This window comes from Microbulbifer sp. CnH-101-G, from assembly GCF_052466775.1.
Window position 1 is genome coordinate 16,184 of sequence record NZ_CP174292.1, and the last position, 19,309, is coordinate 35,492.

Consider the following 19,309-nt stretch of genomic DNA (forward strand, 5'->3'; position numbering starts at 1 on the left):
TCCTACCATTTAATCCTCTCGGTGAGAGGGAGAAAAATACTAATTTCCAGACCACCCAGGCGGGATGGGCCGGCGGAAATACTACCCTCGTGGGCTTTAACAATATTCTGGCAAATCGATAGCCCCAGACCCGCACCTCCGGTTTCCCGACTGCGTGAGGCGTCGGTGCGGTAGAGGCGGTCAAAAAGGTGGGGGATGTCCGCACTGGTGACCCCGGGGGAGGAGTCGGCAAAGGTGATAATAGCTGTTTGCGCTTCCGCGCGGGCACTGATTTTTAACTGACCGCCACTGTCGGTATAGCGCAAGCTGTTGGTGAGGAGATTGCCAAACAGCTGTTGCAGGCGCGCCTCATCGGCGTAAATGAATTTATTTTCAGCCAGCTCACACTGTAATTGCAGGTCGATATTTTTCTGGGCAAACGCACTTTGAAAATCCTCTACCACCCTGGTCAGCAGTGCTCCAAGGGGGAGGTCGGATTTGCAATAGTTCAAGGCGCCGGCATCAGAGAGAGACAATTCGTAGAGATCATTGATCAAACGGCTGAGTTGGCGAATCTTATCGTGCAAAATATTGAGGTTTTCCGGTGTGGCTGTGCGTACACCATCCTGCAACGCTTCAATTTGCCCTTTGAGTACTGCCAGTGGTGTACGTAACTCATGGGAAATATCGGCCATCCAGCGATTGCGCGCGTGTTCATTGGCTTCCAGAGTTGCTGCCAAACGGTTGAAGTCTGCACTCAGCTGGCCCAGTTCATCACGTCTCTCGATATCGATTCGGGTTTTGTAGTCTCCCGAAGTGAGGCGGTGGGTTGCTTCGGCCAAGCGGCGGATAGGGCGTACCAACTGCCAGGCCAGGGGCAGGGCGATGGCCAGGGCAAGAACAAAAGTGGCGATGGAAATCAGCGCAAAAGTGCGGGACAGCTCCCGAATAAAGCCCTGTTCGTAATTGTTGGAAAGGGCGGGAGGGGGGTTGATCGTGAGATAGCCGACGGTTTTACCTTCCACTTGAATGGGCTGAAAAAGTAATTCCTTCGCTGGGGCTGGACGCCCAATGACCAGCTGTTTTTCACTATCGAACAGACTTAGGCGGGGGCCCAGTTGGTTACCCATGGGGGGGCGATGCCTTGGACCTGCCCCCGGTGGTGGGGGTGGAGGGCGGCGCCCCAGTTGTCTAAAAATGGTTTGTCGGTGCAGGTCCACCCATTCCGAGCCATTGGCTTCCAGTGATTGCCAGCTGCCCTTGCGACTATAAAAGCGCTCCAGTGCCTGCACCAGCCCCTCTACATCACGCAGCTCCTGTGCACGCATATAAGCCTGGAAGCCGTGGCTGAAACTCCACTGGAAGAATACAAACATACCGCCGACCGTAATTGCTGTAGTCAGTAAAAAGGCCAGGCTGAGTTTGTTGCGAATATTTAATGACATCTTTTATGTAGTCCTTCCTGCGGACAGTCAGTACAGCGGACTCTCCCGTTCCGCCACTTCGGGCATTGCCCATGCGGGTGATTACCCAAGCGTACACCTACAGTAAATAGGTGGGCAATCTAAGTTCCTGCCTACTACCAGTGCAGAAGTAAAAGGTAAGCGGCTTTCGAAATTCATAGTCAATATATCTTTGCGTCTGCTTTCAACAGTCATTCTGAGAAGCGACTGTGCCGAATTTTCTCCGCGCAAGCTTGGTGAAAAACAGTGGGGTAATCACCAGCTGCTCACCGGCCATTATGGGCTACACCGAGCGAGGCGTTCCCCTTTTCACCGCCCTCACTTGGGCCAATAGGTGAAGTGGAAAAGCGGTGCAGAACAAAGTTGTCCTTATCGCGCTGGATAAACAGGGTTGCCAAAACCCGCTTGCCGCCGCGACTCCAGGTGCTGTGGTCGTGTGCATTAAGAGTCACAGTAATTTGGTTGAAGCCCGGCTTCAGTAGTTTCTCCGGCAAGTGTACGTCGGCGGCGTAAAGCCGCTGTACTTTTTCACCGTTGATATAGAGATGTGCATGCCCCTCCAGGAAGCGTTGGGGCTTTTCGCTGGCATAGCGGGGCGACTCCAGTTCAAAGCGGTCATAGGCAATATGTAAATTAAAACCGGACATGCGATCCCTGCTGATATCCAGTTCAATTCTCGGTGCGGCCATATGCACGGGGATTTCTATCACAGGGTGTTGATCGCCGTTGTGACCCGCATGAGGGTTGGGCTGGGCCGACAGTGTAGGACTGCTTGCCGCTATCAGCCAGGCCAGGGACCCGGCAGTAAAATACCTGTGCATTTTCATAAGCTGCTCTCTCCTGGGTTACGCATCAATTATCGGCCAACGGTGGTTGAGCACCGGTTGACGATGGTCTGGTCATCCAGCCTTCCATAGAAGCGGGGACCAAAGGTAAATGGGAAGGCCGGAATTAGTTTTCCACTGTTGTCTTCGCTCACGGTCAAGTGATAGTGGTAGCCGCGCTCACTGTCGCTATGCCCGTTGTACTGGTCCAGGTAAGCGCCGCCACGGGCGGTCAGGTTGGCATCCCAATAGTAATCCTCGTAAAAGAAGCCGGCGCTGGTGGTAAATTCATTACCGGATAGGGAAGAGTAGCTTCCGCCGGTGGAGGGGCCGCTGCTGTTGGTGCTGACTACTCCACGGTCGATATCGTACTCATCGACCAGCAGGCAGGTACGTGCACCGGCCTCGCCACAGCCACTGGCGGAATTGGGATTGTCATAGTCACGAATGGCCCAGCTGCTTTGTGCCAGCACGCCAGCGTCTTCCCATGGGCCATAAATGGCGTAACCGTCGGCGGTGTAACCGTAAACCGGCGAGTGGCCGCTGCCATCATCGCCCACCAGTTCCGCCAGGCAGCTGCTGTAGAAATGGTGGTGGTAATCGCCATTGGCTGCGTGACCACCACAGATATCCACATCATAGACTTCGGCGAAGGGTGCCAAGGTATGCCAGGTGTTGTTGACGGACTGGCCATCGCTCCACTGATAAATAGAAGTGCCGTTAACCCAGTAGCCCTGTACACCGAGCCCGGTTTCACAGTCTTCCGTAGCGGCTTCCGGGGAGTTGGGGATATAGCCCTCATGGGCAACATTTTCCGGACATACCGGGCCCGGCGGCCAGAACCCATAACCAGCATCGGCACCACAGGAAGAGTTACTGCGGTAGCCAATATTCTCACCAAAGCTGATGACATCGCCCACCTGTACCATGGGGCTGCCGCTGAGAAAGTCGCTGTAGGCTTTCGGACGATTGAGCAGACTGTCGAGAATTTCCTGGGTAATTTCAATTTTATAGTTGGGAATACCGGTGGTGGTGATACGGGAATATTCCCTACCATTTAGGCTAACGGACTCTACACTCTGCACATTCACCAACACTTGCTCGTTGCTGTTACTTTCGTAAATAAAGGGAGCGCGCTCGCCGCTGGAATTTAAAATCCAGGTTGATTCGCTGTCGGCTGAGCCCTGGGTATTTTCCTCTGAATGCTCGCCGTCCGCAGAGGTATCGCTCGAATCTTCCGGCTCCTCGCCAGTTTCAGTATTGTTTTCATTAGAACTGTTTGTTGTTTCGTCCAGTGTTTCCGTTGAGTGATCACCACTCTCAGTGGAGGAAGTATTACTGGTATCTGTATCACTGGTTGCTGGGTCGCTGGTTTCTGTGTTATCGCTATCAGCATTGTTCTGGGGCCCTCTGGAGGCGGGGCCGCGAACAGGTATTTCCCTTACCGAGCGTTGGTCGTTATTGCGGCTCGAATTTGGGCTGGGTTGGGCAGCAACCTCAGCCGCAACGGTCCAGGCCAGGAATCCGGCAAGAAAATACCTGATTATTTTCATAGGAAATTCACCTCAAATGATGCTCGGTGTCAGCGCCCAATGGTCGAAGAACACCGGTTTACAATGGTTTGGTCATCCAGCTTTCCGTAAAAGCGTGGTCCAAAAGTGAAAGGGAAAGCGGGCACCAATTGGGCGTCATCGCTGAGGGTGACGGTTAAGTGATAGTGGTAGCCGCGTTCTTCATCGGTGTGGCCGTTGTATTGGTCCAGGTAGGCACCGCCCTGGGCGGTCAGCTCAGGGTCCCAGTAATAGTCCTCGTAAAAGAAGCCGGCGCTAGTGTCGAACTCGTTACCGGATAGGGAGGTGTAACTGCCGCTGGTGGATGGACCGGTATTGTTAGTGCTCGTAGTGCCCTTACTGGTGTCGTATTCGTCGACCAACAGACACGAGCGCTCACCGGCGATGCCACATCCAGTTTCGGAACTGGGATCGTCGTAGTCGCGCACTGCCCAACTGCTCATTGCCAATTGGCCGTCGCCTTCCCAGGGGCCGTAAATCGCGAAGCCGTCGGCGGTATAGCCATAAATTGGCGAATGGGCATCACCCACATCCCCCACCAGGTTTGCCAAACAATCGCTGTAGAAATGGTGGTGGTAGTCGCCGTTGGCGGCGTGGCCACCACAGACATCCACATCGTAGACCTCGGCCAGGGGAGCGAGCGTATGCCAGGTATTGTTGACAGACTGGCCATCGCTCCACTGATAAATGGAGGTACCGTTAACCCAGTAGCCCTGCACACCGAGGCTGGTCTCGCAGTCCTCTGTCGCGGCTTCCGGGGATTTGGGGATATAACCCTGGTGTGAGACATTCTCCGGGCAGATAGGGCCCGGGGGCCAGAAGCCATAGCCGGCTTCTGCACCACAAGAGGCGTTGCTGCGATAGCCGATATCCTGGCCAAAACTAATAAATTCTCCCTCTTGAACATTGGGGCTGCCATTAAGGAAATCGCTATTGATTTTGGGGCGGGTCAACAGGGCGTTGAGGATATTTTCGGTGATCAGAATTTCGTAATCGGGGATTCCGCTTGCGGATACCCGGGTGTATTCCTTGCCGCCTACCGTTACGGATTCGACACTCTGCACATTGACCAGGACCTGCTCATTGCTGTTGTTCTCGTAGATAAAGGGAGCGCGTTCGCCAGTGGTATTGACGATCCAGACGCCGGTATCCTCTGAGCTGCCGCTGTCCTCGCCAGTGTCTTCATCCTCGCTGTTGTCGTCTCCGCTATCAGTGTCAGTCGAAGTGTCGCTGCTCTCGCTACTGGTTTCTGTGTCGGAAGAGGAACTCCCTCCACCACCGCAGCCCTGCAGAATGCCGGTGAGTAGTGTGAGAGCGAGGGCATAAGATAAAAGCGAGCGTCCGTCTGGATGGAGTGTTTCTATTATTTTCATGGGAAACCCTGGCATCAAAGGAGAAGTCACCTGAAAGTACTGAAGAAAAGAGGACAAAATATGGACAATTAAGGAGCCAGAGGAGCAGGTTTTCACTATAAAAAACGTTTTTCATAACTGCCTTTAAACGGACCTTTGCGTGAAAAGGGCTATGCCTGAAAAACCGTTTCTCCCCAATGGGCCTGGGGAAGTCATTCATTTTCTCTATGCCAATTTTTCAGCGCGTTGAAAAAAATTTGGTGCGGCTCTCTGGCACAGGTTTGTCACTGTTAAATTTTGCAAAGTTTGCCGCTGGGATGAGCCATGAGAGGGCGTTACAGCTGTGGGGGTGAGCTTGCTAACCGCACCGCAGGGAAATCCCACAGCACGGTCCAACCGCATCAGTGCTTAAAGATAAATGCAAATCTTTAAAGGCTCAGGCTTACCTTGGTGGCGGCCCTGGCGGTACACCGCCGCCGACTGCATCGGAGCAGACACTGACAATGGTCTGGCTATCCAGTTTGCCGTAGAAGCGCGGTCCGAAGGTGTAGGGGAAGGCTGGGGTGAGCTGTCCGTCCTCGCCCTGGGTCACGGTGAGGTGATAGTGGTAACCGCGTTCACTATCGCTGTGGCCGTTGTACTGATCCAGGTAGGCACCGCCCAAGGCAGTTAAGTCACTATCCCAGTAATAATCCTCATAGAAAAAACCAGACTCGGTAATAAAGATATTTCCCGATAAAGAGGTGAAAGTATCACTGGTGCTGGGGCCACTGTTATCCAGTGCTTCAGTACCCTTGGTAAGATTGTACTCGTCGACTAGTAGACAGCTGCGTTCCCCGGCAATGCCACAACCACTGGGTGCACCGGGGTCGTCGTAATTGCGAATGGCCCAGCTGCTTATGGCCAGTTCTCCATCGGCTTCCCAGGGGCCATGGATCGGGTAGCCATCGGCGGTGAAGCCGTAAATGGGGGAGTGGCCATCGCCTGAATCCTCAACTAAATCCGCCAAGCAGTCGCTGTAGAAGTGGTGGTGATAATCGCCTCGGGCCGCATGGCCGCCGCAGATATCCACGTCGTACACTTCTGCCACAGGCGCCAAGGTGTGCCAGGTGCCATCCAAAACCTGGCCATCGCTCCACTGGTAGATGGAAGTGCCGTTGACCCAGTAGCCCTGTGCCCCAAGCCCGCTTTCACAACTTTCATCGGACACCTCCGGTGCCAGGGGAAAATAGCCCTGATGGGAGACGTTCTCCGGGCACATGGGGCCGGGGGGCCAGTAGCCGTATCCAGCACCCGTGGCACAACTCTGAGAGTTGCTGCTGTAGCCGATGTCCTGGCCAAAGCTGACAATATCGCCGATTTGTACAATGGGGCTGCCGCTTACAAAGTCCGTGGCGGACTTGGGCCGATTGATCAGCCAATCGTATAGGCTGTCGGTGATTTCTGTTTCGTAATCCGGGATGCCGGTTGCGCTCACCAGGGTGTAATCCTTGCCATCTACCGTGACCGATTCCGCACTCTGAACGTTCACCAAAACCTGTTCGTTGCTGTTGCTTTCGTAGATATAGGGAGCGCGGGCACCGGTGGTGTTCAGAATCCAGGGGTCGCTGTCACCACCATTTCCGCCATCATCGCCGCCGCCATCTCCGGAATCGTCTCCCGGGGGAGGATCTGGATCGTCCTGGTCACAACCTACCAGGCTTGTTGAGACTAGGATCGAGAGAAGGGCCAACAGGATTGCGTCGCGCCACAGTTGTCGCCGAAATAATAGACTTTCCTCTTCTTGCATAAGTCACCATCCTTGATTGGGAATTAGTAAGCTTCACCAGACCCTGGGCCCAGCTCTGGCTGAAACTAACGTGCAAAGAGGGAAGCAATATGCAAGTTGGTGGTTGCGGCGGATGTTTCCTTTTGTCGCGCCGCAGTGTGAGATAGCGCACCGCAAAATGAGGAAAGGGCAGCCCTGTTCAATATTGAACAGGGCTGCCGATCAAGGTTCTCGAAATGTTGAATTTAACTGGCGGACAGGGACTCTGTCGGGCTGACTTCCGCACTGCGTTGGCGGGTATCGTGACGCAGCCACCACCAGGATAGGGCACCGAGTAGCAGGTTGGATGCGGCGGTTGCGGCAAACAGCCCGGCCATACCCCAGAAATAATTGCCGATCCAAGCCAATGGCAGATAGACACCGAGTACCCGCAGGAAAGAGATCATGGTCGCGGGCAGCGGCCGACCCAAGCCATTGAAGGCGGCATTAGCCGACATCACAAAACCGTAGCCGGCATAGCTGAACGGCACCAAGCTTAGATAGGCTACAGCCACGGCGATAACTTCTGGGGAGTCACTGAACAGGCGCACCACAGGTTCGCCGATAAAATACAGCAGTACCGCCAGGCCAGCCCCCAGCACCAGGCAAAAGCGTGCCAGCACACTGACGGTTTCCCGCAGCCGGTCTATGTTGCCGGCCCCGGCATTTTGCCCCATGAAGGGCCCCACCACGGCAGACAGTGCATAAAAAACAATCAGAGCTACAGGCTCGATCCTCAGGGCCACACCGAGTCCGGCCACGGCCTCGTCGCCGTGTACGGCCACCAGCGCCACCACCACGCCACCAGCCATGGGAATAATCACATTGGTGAGAACTGCGGGCAGCCCCACGGCGAGGACTTTGCGCCAGGATTCAATCAGTGTGCCGAGATGCCACTGGGGCGCGGCCACCAGGTTTTCTTTGCGAATCAGGTAATAGAAGGCGATAAAGAAACTGAGGGCGCGCACGACCACCGTAGCGATGGCTGCGCCCTGTAATTCCAGCCGGGGAAAACCCAGTAACCCGAAGATCAGAATGGGGTCGAGGATCAGGTTGAACAGGGCTACGCCCACCATGATTCGCCCGGTCAGTGCGCTGTTGCCGATTGCGCGCAGAGCCGAGAGAGCAATGGTGGGTACGATCACGAAAATAGTGCCGAGATACCAGGGCACCATATAGTCCTCGATCAGCGGCATCAGCTCATCGCTGGCGCCGAGCAGGGAAAAGAGGGGGCGAATAGTCAGCAGGCCGACGACGGTAATGACTAGAGAGATGAGCAACGCCAATACCGAGGCGTCTGTTACCAGCCGACGTACATTGCTCACTTCCCTTGCGCCATAGGCGCGGGCCACTGCGGAGGAGGTGCCGGCGCCGAGGCCAATGGAGAAACTGTTGATAACCATCACCACCGGGAAGGTGAAGCTCATCGCTGCCAGGGGCGCATTACCCAGTTGTGAGACAAAGTAGGTGTCCACGATATTGAAAGACATTACCGCGAGGATACCCCACACCATGGGCAGAGCCAGTCTCTGCAGGTGGCCGGAAACGGAGCCTTCTAGGAGTGAGGGACTGCTTTTTGATAGCGACATTCGATAACTCTTTCCAACAAATCGGTTGAGTGGGCAGATTTACTGATACTGCCCTGGAGTGGCCTGACAATATAAAAACGGCTCGGCAGTATCGCCTGCGGAAAACTGCGCTGGGATGCGCAGCAAGAAAAAGGGCTAAAAACGTCCGCCGTATGATTCTACGGTTGCGGTTCTGCCAGGGCGAGGCTCATGAGTACAGCATTTTCGCGTTCGCCGTTATCCGCGGGATAGTAATTCTTGCGCAAGCCATCCTCGGAAAAACCCAGTTTGCGGTAGAGTGACTGCGCGGCGAGATTGGAGGCCCGCACCTCTAACAGCAATCGCCGGATATCTTCCTGCAGCTCACCGATAAGACGCTTCAGCAGCATTTCTGCCAAGCCGCGCCGGCGCCACTGCGGCGCTACAGCCACATCGAGAATTTCCGCCTCGTCAAACAGCTTGCTGACGACACAGCAGGCGACAGTCTCAGAGCCGCTGCAAAGCAGCCAGCACTGGTGCTTGGCTTTAATGCTTTGCAGATATTGTGTCTCACTCCAGGGGTGGCTGTGGGCACTGAACGCCAGAGTTGCCAGGGCAACACAGTCCGCCTCTTCGGCGAGCCGTAAATTCAGTCCGTTACTCTGAGGCATCATTGAGCGCGAGTCTCAGCGGGGTAGGCTTTGCGTAGAAGCTGCCAGAGCTCGCGCTTGCGTAGCGGTTGTTGCAATAACTGGGACAGGCTCGGCATGGGTAGGATACGTGCGCTGCCCCAGTGATTGATATCGCTCTCGAGGGGTTGTGGGGTACAGAATTCCTGTGCCTCTCGCCCCATCAGCCAGATAGATTGCACCGGGTAGCGCGAGCAGGAGGCCTCCAGCCAGCTGGAAAAGGTATCGCGGGCCTCTGAGGCATCTGCTGCCGGGCCGAAACGGTTTTCTGCCATGGGCCAGTGCAGACGCTCCTGCTGACGAGGTAATTCGTGCCAGTTGAGAGCGCGCACAATGTTGCCGAACAGGGCATCGAGCGGTAGTGCGGCACCGGGTTCGTGGCTGTCCACAGCGAGCAGGGTTTCGCCGAGACGCCAGCAGTTGAGCACGAAAGGCTTTACTTGCTGGCTCGGTGCTGCCACGGCGGTAGAGATGGCCGGCTTTGCCGGAGCCTGTACTTTTGTTGAGCTGGTGAGTGCGCTGATCTCTGCCGCGACAGTATCGCGCTTTTGGATTACCGGGACATCGACAATCTGTCCCGCAGACTGCGGCAGGGGATTGTTAGCTTGCTGCAGCGGCTGGTCTGCGGCAGTATCCGGCTCCGCCGGTGGCAACTCCGCCTGGCGGGGCTCGGGAGCGAGTGGCAATACAAAGCGCGGCACATAGCTGGCTATGCCCAGTACCGACAGATATTCCGCTCGCTGCAGCTCGTTCACTTACACGCCCTGTTTCTTACTCTCACTAATGGCGAGCAAGTTTAACGCATCCATGTAGGCTTGTGCCGAGGCAATCAAAATATCGGTATCGGCGCCAACACCATTCACCAGGCGGCCGTCTTTTTCCAACCGCACGGTTACTGAGCCCTGGGAGTCTGTCCCCTGTGTGACGGCGTTGACGGAATACAGTTTTAAGTCGGCGCCACTGCTAACGATATGCTCAATGGCCTTGAAAGTGGCATCCACCGGGCCGCCGCCCTGGGCCTCGGTCTGGTGGGACTCGCCATTGATAGATAGCTCGATAAAGGCTTGGGGCGCGCTGCCGATTTTAGTGCGCACATCCAGGTCGAGCAGCTTGAAGCACTCCGCCGGTTCCTCGCGCAGGGCCACCAGAGATTGGAGATCCTCGTCGAAAATTTCGTGCTTTTTATCGGCCAGTTCCTTAAAGCGTTGGAACACTAATTGGAATTCGTCCCCGTCCGCGAAGGCGATACCCAGCTCCTCGTAGCGGGCGCGCACTGCAGCTCTGCCGGAATGCTTGCCCAGTACCAGGCGGTTTTGTCCCCAGCCCACATCCTCGGCACGCATGATTTCGTAGGTCTCGCGGTGTTTGAGTACCCCGTCCTGGTGGATGCCGGATTCGTGGGCGAAAGCGTTAGCGCCAACAATGGCCTTGTTCGGCTGTACCGGGAAGCCGGTCACCGACGAGACCATACGCGAGGTGGGCACAATATGGTTGGTGTCGATGCCGGTTTGCACCGGGTAGAGATCCTGGCGGGTCTGTACCGCCATCACGATTTCTTCCAGGGAGGCGTTACCGGCACGCTCGCCCAGGCCGTTGATGGTGCATTCCACTTGGCGCACACCGTTCATAACGGCGGACAGGGAGTTGGCCACCGCCAGACCCAGGTCGTTGTGGCAGTGGGTGGAAAAGATGGCTTTGTCGGAATTGGGGACACTCTCGATGACCCGGCGGAACATGGCGCCGTACTCGCCTGGTTCACCATAGCCGACAGTGTCGGGGATGTTGATAGTACCGGCGCCAGCGGCGATCACCGCCTCGATGATTCGGTACATAAACTCCGGCTCGGAGCGACTGCCGTCCTCCAGGGAGAACTCCACATCATCGGTAAACTGGCGCGCAGTCTTCACCGCTTTAACGGCTTGCTGCAGTACATCCTCTGGGTCCATCTGCAGCTTGTATTGCATGTGGATCGGGGAAGTGGCGATAAATGTGTGGATACGGGAGGCATTGGCCTTTTTCAGGGCTTCACCGGCGCGCACTATGTCGGCGTTGACGGCGCGGGCGAGGCTGCAGATACGGGACTCGGTCACAGCTTCGGCAACCGCCTGTACCGCTTCAAAATCTCCGGGGCTGGCGATGGCGAAGCCCGCCTCAATTACGTCTACACGCATACGTTCCAGCATGCGGGCAATACGCACCTTCTCCTCTTTGGTCATAGAGGCGCCGGGGCTCTGCTCTCCATCGCGCAGAGTGGTATCAAAAATGACTAATTTATCTTTTTTAGTGCTCATTTCTGTCTTTTCTCCTTATTTGTTTCGAGGCTAAACAAGGGGCTTCGCCGCTGTCTATGCGCCGTCCAAATAAAGTTGGGAATTCTGTTCAGGGTGGGGGGGAGAAAAATTATATGCCGCCTAGGGGCAGTCGCAGCGAGAAAGCTAGGGCGAAATGGCAGTGGCTGTAGGTGCAGTTGTCAGTCTTCATATGTGGAGATACCGGCTTCGGACTGGATTTCGCACATTATGGATGTTATTTGATCTGCGGGTCAATGCCTATCCTAAGAATACGCTTAAATAATCTTTTTGGGGTGTGTTTGTCCTATTTTAACCCTTGTTTTTTGGGCGTCTTTCTATATTTGGCGGTATTTGCCCCCAGGCTAGTCAAGTCATGGGGGCTGGGGAGGCCATTGCCGAGGGCTATTTAGCGGGCACTTTGGGATTGTTATCTTCCAGCTTGTGTAGAAACTGCCAGAGGTCACTGTGGAGTTGCTTTACCTCGGCACGGGTAATGTTGGAGCCTTGCAAGTTTTGCTGTACCCACTGCTTGGCCCGGGGTTTTAACGCCAGCCCAGCACTGGTGGCGGCGATTAAGGTGACGCGCTCATCCCATGGTGCGCGGCTTCTCTCGACCAGGCCGTGCTGCTGCATGCGCTTTAACAGTGGGGTGAGAGTGCCGGAATCGAGCATCAGCCGCTGCCCCAGAGCGCCGACACTTCTGTCCGCATTGCTAACCGCGTCTTCGTCTGCGCCTTTTTCATTTTTACTGGCCCACTCCCACAGCACCATCAAAACCAGGTATTGGGGGTAGGTGATACCCAGATCCTGCAGCATGGGCTGGTAGGCTTTTGTCATGGCCCTGGAGGCGGCGTAGAGGGCAAAGCAGAGCTGGCGGTTTAGGGCCAGCTCGGAATCGTCATCACAAATCACGCTTACAACATCCGTTCGATTTCTTCCTGCAGGGACTCTGGGGTGTCCTTTGGCGCGTAGCGCTTAACTTCCTTGCCGTCCTTACTGATCAGGAATTTAGTGAAGTTCCATTTGATGCCCTCGGTACCGAGGAGTCCCGGTGCACGTTTCTTTAACTCTACAAATAGTGGGTGGGCGGTGGGACCATTGACATCCAGCTTGGCGTAAACGGGAAAGCTGACGCCAAAATTCAGTTCACAGAACTCCTGGATCTCATCATCGCTGCCGGGTTCCTGCTTGCCGAACTGGTTGCAGGGGAAGCCGAGTACGGCCAGGCCGCGGTCTTTATATTGATCGTAGAGCGCCTCAAGCCCTTTGTATTGCTTGGTGAATCCGCACTTACTGGCGGTGTTGACCACAAGGATCAGCTTGCCCTTGTAGTCTTCCAGGGATGTGGTTTCGCCACTGGCAGTCTTAACGGGAATTGAGTAGAGGTCGGACATAGTGTGTTCCATCTATTTAAGTTGTTCACAATTTAATTGCACGCAATTCAAAATGCAAGGCTTTCAATTTACAGGAGAGGTATCAGTAAGTTTCAGGCGGGCCTTATTGTGAGAATAATTATCAATTATATTATGTGACCCATAACCGATATTGTTTGCTGCAACTGAAAAGGACTCTCCATGCGCCTTTCCCATTATCTGGCCCGCTTGTTTATAGTGTTGCTGGCCATTTCGATAACTCCCGCCCAGGCCCAAAAATCGGGCCTCTCCGAGCAGGAGCTGCGCCAGTTGATGCAAATGGCGGAATATATTGGCGTCGATTACCCGGAGGCAGTCGCCGGGGGCGAAATTATCAATGCCGATGAATACGCGGAAATGGAAGAGTTCGCCGAACTGCTGATCGACCGCGGGCAGCAGCTGGAAGACTCTGCCGAGGCCAGCGCAATCCGCTCCGAGGCCCAGGCCTTGCAGGCGGCTATCCAGCGCAAAGCCGATGTCGGTGATGTTCAGGTTCACACGGCCAGGTTGCGCCAGGGACTGCTCTCTATTGCTCCGGCACTCTCCTTGCCGAGTGATCTCCTCAGCATTGAAGAGAGCCGTGCGATCTACCAGGCCCAGTGCATTGCCTGTCACGGTGTTGAGGGTCGAGGCGACGGCCCCCTGGCAGCGGGGCTGGAGCCGGCACCCACCAACTTCCACGAGCGTGAGCGCGCAGAGAATCGTTCCCTGCTGGGGCTTTACGATGCCATCAGCAACGGAATCGATGGCACGGCGATGACGCCCTTCGCAAATCTCACCGAACAGCAGCGCTGGTCCCTGGCATTTTACGTTGGCGGTCTGGCATTTGTTGGAGAGAGCGCCGCGGCTGCGGATTCTAAGCCGAGCTTGCAGGATCTGGTGATGTACAGCCCCCAGGTACTGCGCAATGATCGCCCAGAAATCTCCCCGCAAGCGGTGGCGGCTCTGCGGGCAGATCCGAGCGCCCTGTTTTCCTCAGAGGGTCTAGAGGAAAGCACTCCCATCGATGTGGCGCGCACTCAACTACAGGCATCACTGGTTGCCTACCAACAGGGCGACTTCGCCAATGCCCGCACCTTGGCTATAAGCGCCTACCTCGATGGTTTTGAAATGGCGGAAAACTCACTGGACTCGCTGGATGAGGATCTGCGTCTAGCAACTGAACGGGAGCTGCTGGGATTGCGCGCTCAGCTCAATGCTGACAGTGATCCCCAACTGGTTCAGGCACAGGTCGAGACAATTTTGCAACAGCTGGCCCAGGCTGAGTCGCTGATGAAGGAGAGTAATCTGTCAGGCGCCGCGCTATTTATTGCGAGCCTGGTGATCCTTCTGCGTGAGGGGTTGGAAGCGCTGTTGGTGGTGATTGCACTGACCACCATTCTGGTCAAAACCGGTCGCCGCGACGCCCTCAAGTTTGTGCATGTCGGCTGGATCGGCGCCTTTATTGCCGGCTTTGCCACCTGGATTGCAGCGCAGACCTTGATCACTATCAGCGGTGCCGGTCGCGAGGTGATGGAGGGCGTGGCCGCCTTACTGGCTGCCGTAGTGCTTTTCTATGTGGGCTTCTGGATGCACAGCAAGACTCAGGCGGACGAGTGGCGGAAGTATATTCGTGAAAGTATTAATCGCAGCTTGAGCAGCGGTGCACTCTGGGGGATTGCGGGGCTGGCATTTATCGCGGTTTACCGTGAGATTTTCGAGACCATCCTGTTCTATCAATCCCTGTTGGCGCAGACCTCTTCCGGTCATTACGGCACTCTGTGGGCTGGGGTTGGCGCAGCTGTAGCTTTGCTTGCGGTGCTGGGTTTCGTCTTGGTGCGTTACTCCGTGAGCCTGCCTATAGGCAAGTTCTTCAGCGTAACGACTTATGTGTTACTGGCACTGTCATTTGTGCTGGCAGGTAAGGCGGTTGCAGCTCTGCAGGAGGCGGCCTGGATTGGAATTTCACCACTGCCGGTACAGTTCAGCTTCGATTGGCTGGGCATCTACTCCACTTGGCAGGGTATCGGTTTGCAGGCTTTGGTATTGGTCGGCGCTTTCTGGCTGATGAAAAAAGGTGGTACTGCGACCGAGGTTTCAGCTAAGACAACATAAATTGGCAGTATAAGTCTTGTGAGGCACCCGCTCATTGCAGCGGGTGCGCTCAACTATTAAGTAGCATTTTCCCTATCCCCTCCACCTATCTTGCTTGCCTGGTCCGTTTAGCTCACTAAGCCGCTGTGTGCCGTCACCTCTATTTCTTTTCTTTCCATTAGTTGTTCTCTTTGTTTTTCTTGAGATCTCGCATTTGTTTTTGCAGGCTCTGCGAATCTGTATTGATACTCTCTACCGGCTGCCCTGCGATAACCAGGACTTCGGGAAATAAGCGTCGCTTCCTTTTCTTTTTTGGCTGCTGCGCTGTGTTTTCGGCCTGGGCATCGGCGCCATGTAAGGCAATGGGGATAACCGGCACAGACTTGCGTCGTAAGATTTCCTCAATGTCTTTCAGAAATGGCTGCAGCTCACCATCTTTGCTGATTTTCCCCTCGGGAAAAATACAGAGTAATTCCCCGTTTTCCAGGCTCTCCTCTATGGCTTTGTAAGTGCGCTCACGGCTGTTTGGATCATCGAGGTCCAAGCCTATGGGAATGGCATCGCTCATATGCAAAATACAGCGCAGCAGGCGGGACTTAAAAATAGCTGGATGGGCGACAAAGCGTACATAGCGTTCGACAATATCTGCCAATATCACTGGGTCCAAAAAGCTGATGTGGTTGCTGACAATGAGGGCGGGCCCCTCATTAGGGATTTGATCCAGTCCCTTGAAATTGACCCTATAGAGGGTTCTCGCGGGCAGTAACAGTAATACACGCATAATGAACTCTGGCAACTTGGCAAAAATCAGGCTGACCACTACCAGATTCAGTAAAGCGATAATGACAAAGTACTTTGGGATAGAGATCTGGAAGATATCCAGGAAAGTAATGCTCAAGAGGGTAGCTGCGACGATAAAGAGTGAATTGAGCATATTGCTGATGGCGATGATTTGTGCGCGGATCTCTGCACTGGAGCGGTCCTGGATCATTGCATACAGCGGCACGGTAAAAATACCGCCAAAAACGCCGAAGAGAGCGATGTAGAGAAGAATTAAGAAAGAGCCCCGGCTGTTTAAAAACTGTGTCAGGTCTGCATTGGTGAGGGTATGAAAATGACTGGAGTGAAAACCCAGCGCCATGCCGGTGCAAGTGATGCCAATAGCCCCCAATGGTATCAATCCCGGTTCAATGCGCCCTCGGGATAACCAATTGCACAGTAGTGATCCAAGCGCCGTGCCCACGGTGAGGCTGCATAAAAGCAAGGTGATTACCTCTTCACTTCCCCCGAGGACATCGCGGGTAAAATTAGGTATTTGGGCCAGGTAAGCCGTAGTAATCAGCCAGAACCAGGAGATGGCAAGAATTGAATAAAATACCGAGGGTATTTGCCATGCCGAGTACATGACCCGCATGGCGTGTGCTACCGGATTCCAATTGATATGCAGTTTGGGGGACGGAGCTGGTGCTTTGGGGATGGCGCAACTTGCCAGATAACCGCTGAGAGCCACACATATCAATATAATGGCGATAAATGTCAATCCATGTTGACCGGGATGCGTGAATCCAACCAGCAGAGTACCGACGATCGTTCCAGCCAATGTGCCAATAAAAGATCCCATCTGGATCAGTGCATTGCCCCCAAGCAACTCGTCTCTATTTAACTGTTGTGGTATCAGGGAAAATTTAGCGGCACTGAAGAGTGCTGCGTAGGTGCCATAGCAGAAAATAACCGCCAGGCTCAGGGCATAATGCCGTGTAAATAGCGCGACAATACCCACGAGTCCTATGCCAATTTCGGCCAGTTTGTAAATTCTGATGAGCTTACTTTTATCTATTTTGTCGGCGAGTTGTCCTGCGGATGCTGAGAAGAGGAAATACGGCAGAATATACAAGCTGGTGGCAATATTGATCAGTGTATTGGCTTCTTCCTCCGTCATACGGAATACGAGCAATACAATTAACGCATTCTTATACAGATTGTCACTGAAAACTGCTAGAACCTGAGTGATAAACAGCGGCAGGAAACGCCGTGTACCGAGCAGCTTAAACTGGTTTTGAGCCATTTTTTATCGCTTTAAAGGGCTGCCCTCTGAATGGCGGTGACTAATTGACTGCGATGAAATTCTCGATCGAAATCTGATGTTGTAACTGAATATAGCGAATATCATCTTTATGGCATGCAATATTGGCACCGATACTCGTATCTGCTGCTGCCTGATTAGATTGAGAGTACCTTGCTTTGAAGTTGATAGGTTTTTACAAAGTATAAAGTGTTAGGTGTGGCGTAATTATTGGGGGTAAAGTGGTATTGCAGCTATCAGTTTTTGGGGTTACCTAGTAAGGATTGAGTCGTTTATATTCTCCACAGCGATAGGCTGCCCGGTGCTGATATGGACTTTGGGGATAAGATTAAATCTTTTGGCGTTGCGGTTGCCTGGAGCCTGGTAGTTCAAACCTTGTAAGACAAGAGGGATTAGCGGGGCGCTTGTATCGATCAAGGCTGTTCTCAGCGGTTTCTCAATGTCAGTCAATTTACTATCTCGCTGATCTTGCGTGTAAAAAAGACACATTAATTCACCATTCTCTAGTGCCCGGCGTATTTCAGCAGACAATTGGGTTTTGTCTTCTGATGGCCCATAAACAATGGGGGCAATATTGTAGTTCTTAAAAATAAAGTGCATTAGTGGAGACTGGTAGAACCATTGGGGCAGAATGAAACGAATAGGCCTTTGTAACGTGTCCATCACTAGTAAGGGAGCCAGTTTGACAGTGGCGTTGCAGGTCAATAAGGCGGCGCTTTTTTTGGGGATTTCTTTCAGCTTTCCATAGGCGGTGCGGGCTAAGAGGTGTGAGGAGAGCCAGATCAGCAGGTGCACAATAAATTCTGGCAGTCTGTAAAACAATAAGGCCATTACTGCAAAATTGATCAGAGCCATCAGAATAAACAGCTGCGGAATGGTAATTTTTACCACATCCAGAATAAATATATTGATCAGTGTAATGATCGTAGTAAAAAGGGCGTTCATTACATTGTTCAGTGAGAGCACCTGCGCACGCACGGCGCGATCTGTCCTGTCCTGCATAATGGTGTAAAGGGGTACAATAAAAATACCACCGGAAATGCCAAGTAACGCTGTGTATATCAATACGGCATAAGCGCCGTCACTACGCAGGTATTCGCCAACGGATGCCCCGGACAGTGTTTCAAACTGGGCAGTGGTAATACCGAGGCCCAGTCCTGCCAGTGTCATACCCAGAGCGCCAATGGGCACTATGCCAAAGGTAATACGTCCTCTAGACAGGGTTTCACACATCAGAGAGCCCGCCGCCACACCAATAGATAAACAGCACAGGATAATGGTGATGACCGGTTCGCTGGCCCCCAGTACATTCTTGGTAAGGCTGGGTACCTGAACCAGATAGGCGGCACTGACTAGCCAGAACCAGGAGCAGGCGAGAATTGCGTAGAAAACCGATGGATTCTTTGTGGTCAACCGCAGTATGCGCCAGGCTTGCGAGACAGGGTTCCAATCGATTCGTAAATCTGGGGCCGGTGCTGGTGCCTGGGGAACTTGGCGACTAGCGATATAGCCCAAGACTGCTATCACCGTCATAGTCGCGCTCAATTCATTGAGTCCAGGTTGACCGGGATTGGTATATCCGGCTAATAGAGTGCCGGCAATAGTGCCACTCAACACACCGGCAAAAGAGCCCATCTGTGCAAGGCCATTGCCTCCCATCAATTCTCTACGCTTTAGGTGTTGGGGCAAAATCGCATATCGCACCGGGCTGAATATGGCTGTATGGCTTGCCAGTAGGAAGAGCACAATAAAGTTAATAGTTTGATTGTTGTAAATCAGACCGTAGGCTCCAAGTAAAACGATGAAGATTTCCGCTAACTTCAAAACCCTGATTATTTGGCTTTTGTCATATTTATCTGCCAACTGACCGGCAGTAACGGAAAAAAGGAAATATGGCAATATATAAAATCCCGTTGCCAGATTGATTAAGGCGTCGGCTTTTGCTTCGGAGAGACGAAACGCCAGCATCACCAGGAGCGCATTTTTAAAAATATTGTCATTGAAAGTGGCACTTGTCAGTGAGAGAAACAGAGGCAAAAAGCGGCGCTTGAAAAGAAGCGTGAACTGATTGTGTTGGGCCATTGGCACCTGTCCATGGTTGGGCTGCTTCTAGTAAACGGGTGCAGTAATTAAATGATCACTCTGTAAAAGTATAAATAGTAAAAAGCATAGGCTAGGAATGGGGTTTTGAATGCTGGGGTGTCAGCAGAAACTTCCG

14 protein-coding genes are annotated in these 19,309 nt (G+C 53.7%); 1 reads left to right on the forward strand and 13 read right to left on the reverse strand.

Going from position 1 to position 19,309, the window contains the following annotated elements; genetic code table 11:
- Positions 1-2: 2 nt before the first annotated feature.
- The 11 genes from ACJJID_RS00370 to ACJJID_RS00420 form a co-directional block, all read right to left on the reverse strand.
- Entirely contained in the window at positions 3-1,424 is a 1,422-nt protein-coding gene (locus tag ACJJID_RS00370; RefSeq protein ID WP_444921006.1) for an ATP-binding protein, read from the reverse strand.
- A gap of 284 nt (positions 1,425-1,708) precedes the next feature.
- Positions 1,709-2,269, reverse strand: coding sequence for a hypothetical protein (locus ACJJID_RS00375; RefSeq protein ID WP_444921007.1), 561 nt, complete (start codon positions 2,267-2,269; stop codon positions 1,709-1,711).
- 29 nt (positions 2,270-2,298) lie between these two features.
- Positions 2,299-3,819 carry a YHYH protein gene (locus ACJJID_RS00380; RefSeq protein ID WP_444921008.1) on the reverse strand — a complete coding sequence of 507 codons (1,521 nt, stop codon included), beginning with the start codon at positions 3,817-3,819 and terminating at the stop codon, positions 2,299-2,301.
- A gap of 29 nt (positions 3,820-3,848) precedes the next feature.
- Complete coding sequence (locus ACJJID_RS00385) at positions 3,849-5,210, reverse strand: YHYH protein (RefSeq protein ID WP_444921009.1); 1,362 nt, start codon at positions 5,208-5,210, stop codon at positions 3,849-3,851.
- 421 nt (positions 5,211-5,631) lie between these two features.
- Positions 5,632-6,978, reverse strand: coding sequence for a YHYH protein (locus ACJJID_RS00390; RefSeq protein ID WP_444921010.1), 1,347 nt, complete (start codon positions 6,976-6,978; stop codon positions 5,632-5,634).
- A gap of 224 nt (positions 6,979-7,202) precedes the next feature.
- Positions 7,203-8,585, reverse strand: a complete 1,383-nt coding sequence (locus ACJJID_RS00395; RefSeq protein WP_444921011.1) for an MATE family efflux transporter — start codon at positions 8,583-8,585, stop codon at positions 7,203-7,205.
- A 158-nt stretch (positions 8,586-8,743) separates the two neighbouring features.
- Entirely contained in the window at positions 8,744-9,217 is a 474-nt protein-coding gene (rimI, locus tag ACJJID_RS00400) for a ribosomal protein S18-alanine N-acetyltransferase (RefSeq protein WP_444921012.1), read from the reverse strand.
- Complete coding sequence (locus ACJJID_RS00405) at positions 9,214-9,987, reverse strand: hypothetical protein (protein WP_444921013.1); 774 nt, start codon at positions 9,985-9,987, stop codon at positions 9,214-9,216. Before ACJJID_RS00405 ends, rimI begins: the two co-directional genes overlap by 4 nt.
- A complete protein-coding gene (locus ACJJID_RS00410; protein WP_444921014.1) occupies positions 9,988-11,523 on the reverse strand; it encodes a 2-isopropylmalate synthase in 1,536 nt (511 codons plus the stop codon).
- Between the two features lie 402 nt (positions 11,524-11,925).
- The gene (locus ACJJID_RS00415) at positions 11,926-12,435 is read right to left on the reverse strand and encodes a MarR family winged helix-turn-helix transcriptional regulator (protein WP_444921015.1); all 510 of its coding nucleotides are present in this window, start codon (positions 12,433-12,435) and stop codon (positions 11,926-11,928) included.
- 2 nt (positions 12,436-12,437) lie between these two features.
- A complete protein-coding gene (locus tag ACJJID_RS00420; RefSeq protein ID WP_444921016.1) occupies positions 12,438-12,917 on the reverse strand; it encodes a glutathione peroxidase in 480 nt (159 codons plus the stop codon).
- A gap of 180 nt (positions 12,918-13,097) precedes the next feature.
- Here ACJJID_RS00420 and ACJJID_RS00425 point away from each other — a divergent pair, with 180 nt between their 5' ends.
- Entirely contained in the window at positions 13,098-15,029 is a 1,932-nt protein-coding gene (locus ACJJID_RS00425; protein WP_444921017.1) for an FTR1 family protein, read from the forward strand.
- A 157-nt stretch (positions 15,030-15,186) separates the two neighbouring features.
- Here the strand turns inward: ACJJID_RS00425 and ACJJID_RS00430 are convergent, their stop codons facing one another.
- Both ACJJID_RS00430 and ACJJID_RS00435 read right to left on the reverse strand, forming a co-directional pair.
- Positions 15,187-17,073: an MFS transporter gene (locus ACJJID_RS00430; protein ID WP_444921018.1), complete on the reverse strand. Its 1,887-nt coding sequence runs from the start codon at positions 17,071-17,073 to the stop codon at positions 15,187-15,189.
- 267 nt (positions 17,074-17,340) lie between these two features.
- Complete coding sequence (locus tag ACJJID_RS00435; protein ID WP_444921019.1) at positions 17,341-19,173, reverse strand: MFS transporter; 1,833 nt, start codon at positions 19,171-19,173, stop codon at positions 17,341-17,343.
- Positions 19,174-19,309: the final 136 nt, after the last annotated feature.

Excerpts from the sequence above, each read along its gene's own strand:
- ACJJID_RS00410 (WP_444921014.1), bottom strand. The coding sequence starts at position 11,523 with ATGAGCACTAAAAAAGATAAATTAGTCATTTTTGATACCACTCTGCGC.
- ACJJID_RS00435 (WP_444921019.1), bottom strand. The coding sequence starts at position 19,173 with ATGGCCCAACACAATCAGTTCACGCTTCTTTTCAAGCGCCGCTTTTTG.
- ACJJID_RS00370 (WP_444921006.1), bottom strand. The coding sequence starts at position 1,424 with ATGTCATTAAATATTCGCAACAAACTCAGCCTGGCCTTTTTACTGACT.
- ACJJID_RS00395 (WP_444921011.1), bottom strand. The coding sequence starts at position 8,585 with ATGTCGCTATCAAAAAGCAGTCCCTCACTCCTAGAAGGCTCCGTTTCC.
- ACJJID_RS00380 (WP_444921008.1), bottom strand. The coding sequence starts at position 3,819 with ATGAAAATAATCAGGTATTTTCTTGCCGGATTCCTGGCCTGGACCGTT.
- ACJJID_RS00430 (WP_444921018.1), bottom strand. The coding sequence starts at position 17,073 with ATGGCTCAAAACCAGTTTAAGCTGCTCGGTACACGGCGTTTCCTGCCG.
- ACJJID_RS00425 (WP_444921017.1), top strand. The coding sequence starts at position 13,098 with ATGCGCCTTTCCCATTATCTGGCCCGCTTGTTTATAGTGTTGCTGGCC.
- ACJJID_RS00385 (WP_444921009.1), bottom strand. The coding sequence starts at position 5,210 with ATGAAAATAATAGAAACACTCCATCCAGACGGACGCTCGCTTTTATCT.
- ACJJID_RS00420 (WP_444921016.1), bottom strand. The coding sequence starts at position 12,917 with ATGTCCGACCTCTACTCAATTCCCGTTAAGACTGCCAGTGGCGAAACC.
- rimI (WP_444921012.1), bottom strand. The coding sequence starts at position 9,217 with ATGATGCCTCAGAGTAACGGACTGAATTTACGGCTCGCCGAAGAGGCG.
- ACJJID_RS00375 (WP_444921007.1), bottom strand. The coding sequence starts at position 2,269 with ATGAAAATGCACAGGTATTTTACTGCCGGGTCCCTGGCCTGGCTGATA.
- ACJJID_RS00390 (WP_444921010.1), bottom strand. The coding sequence starts at position 6,978 with ATGCAAGAAGAGGAAAGTCTATTATTTCGGCGACAACTGTGGCGCGAC.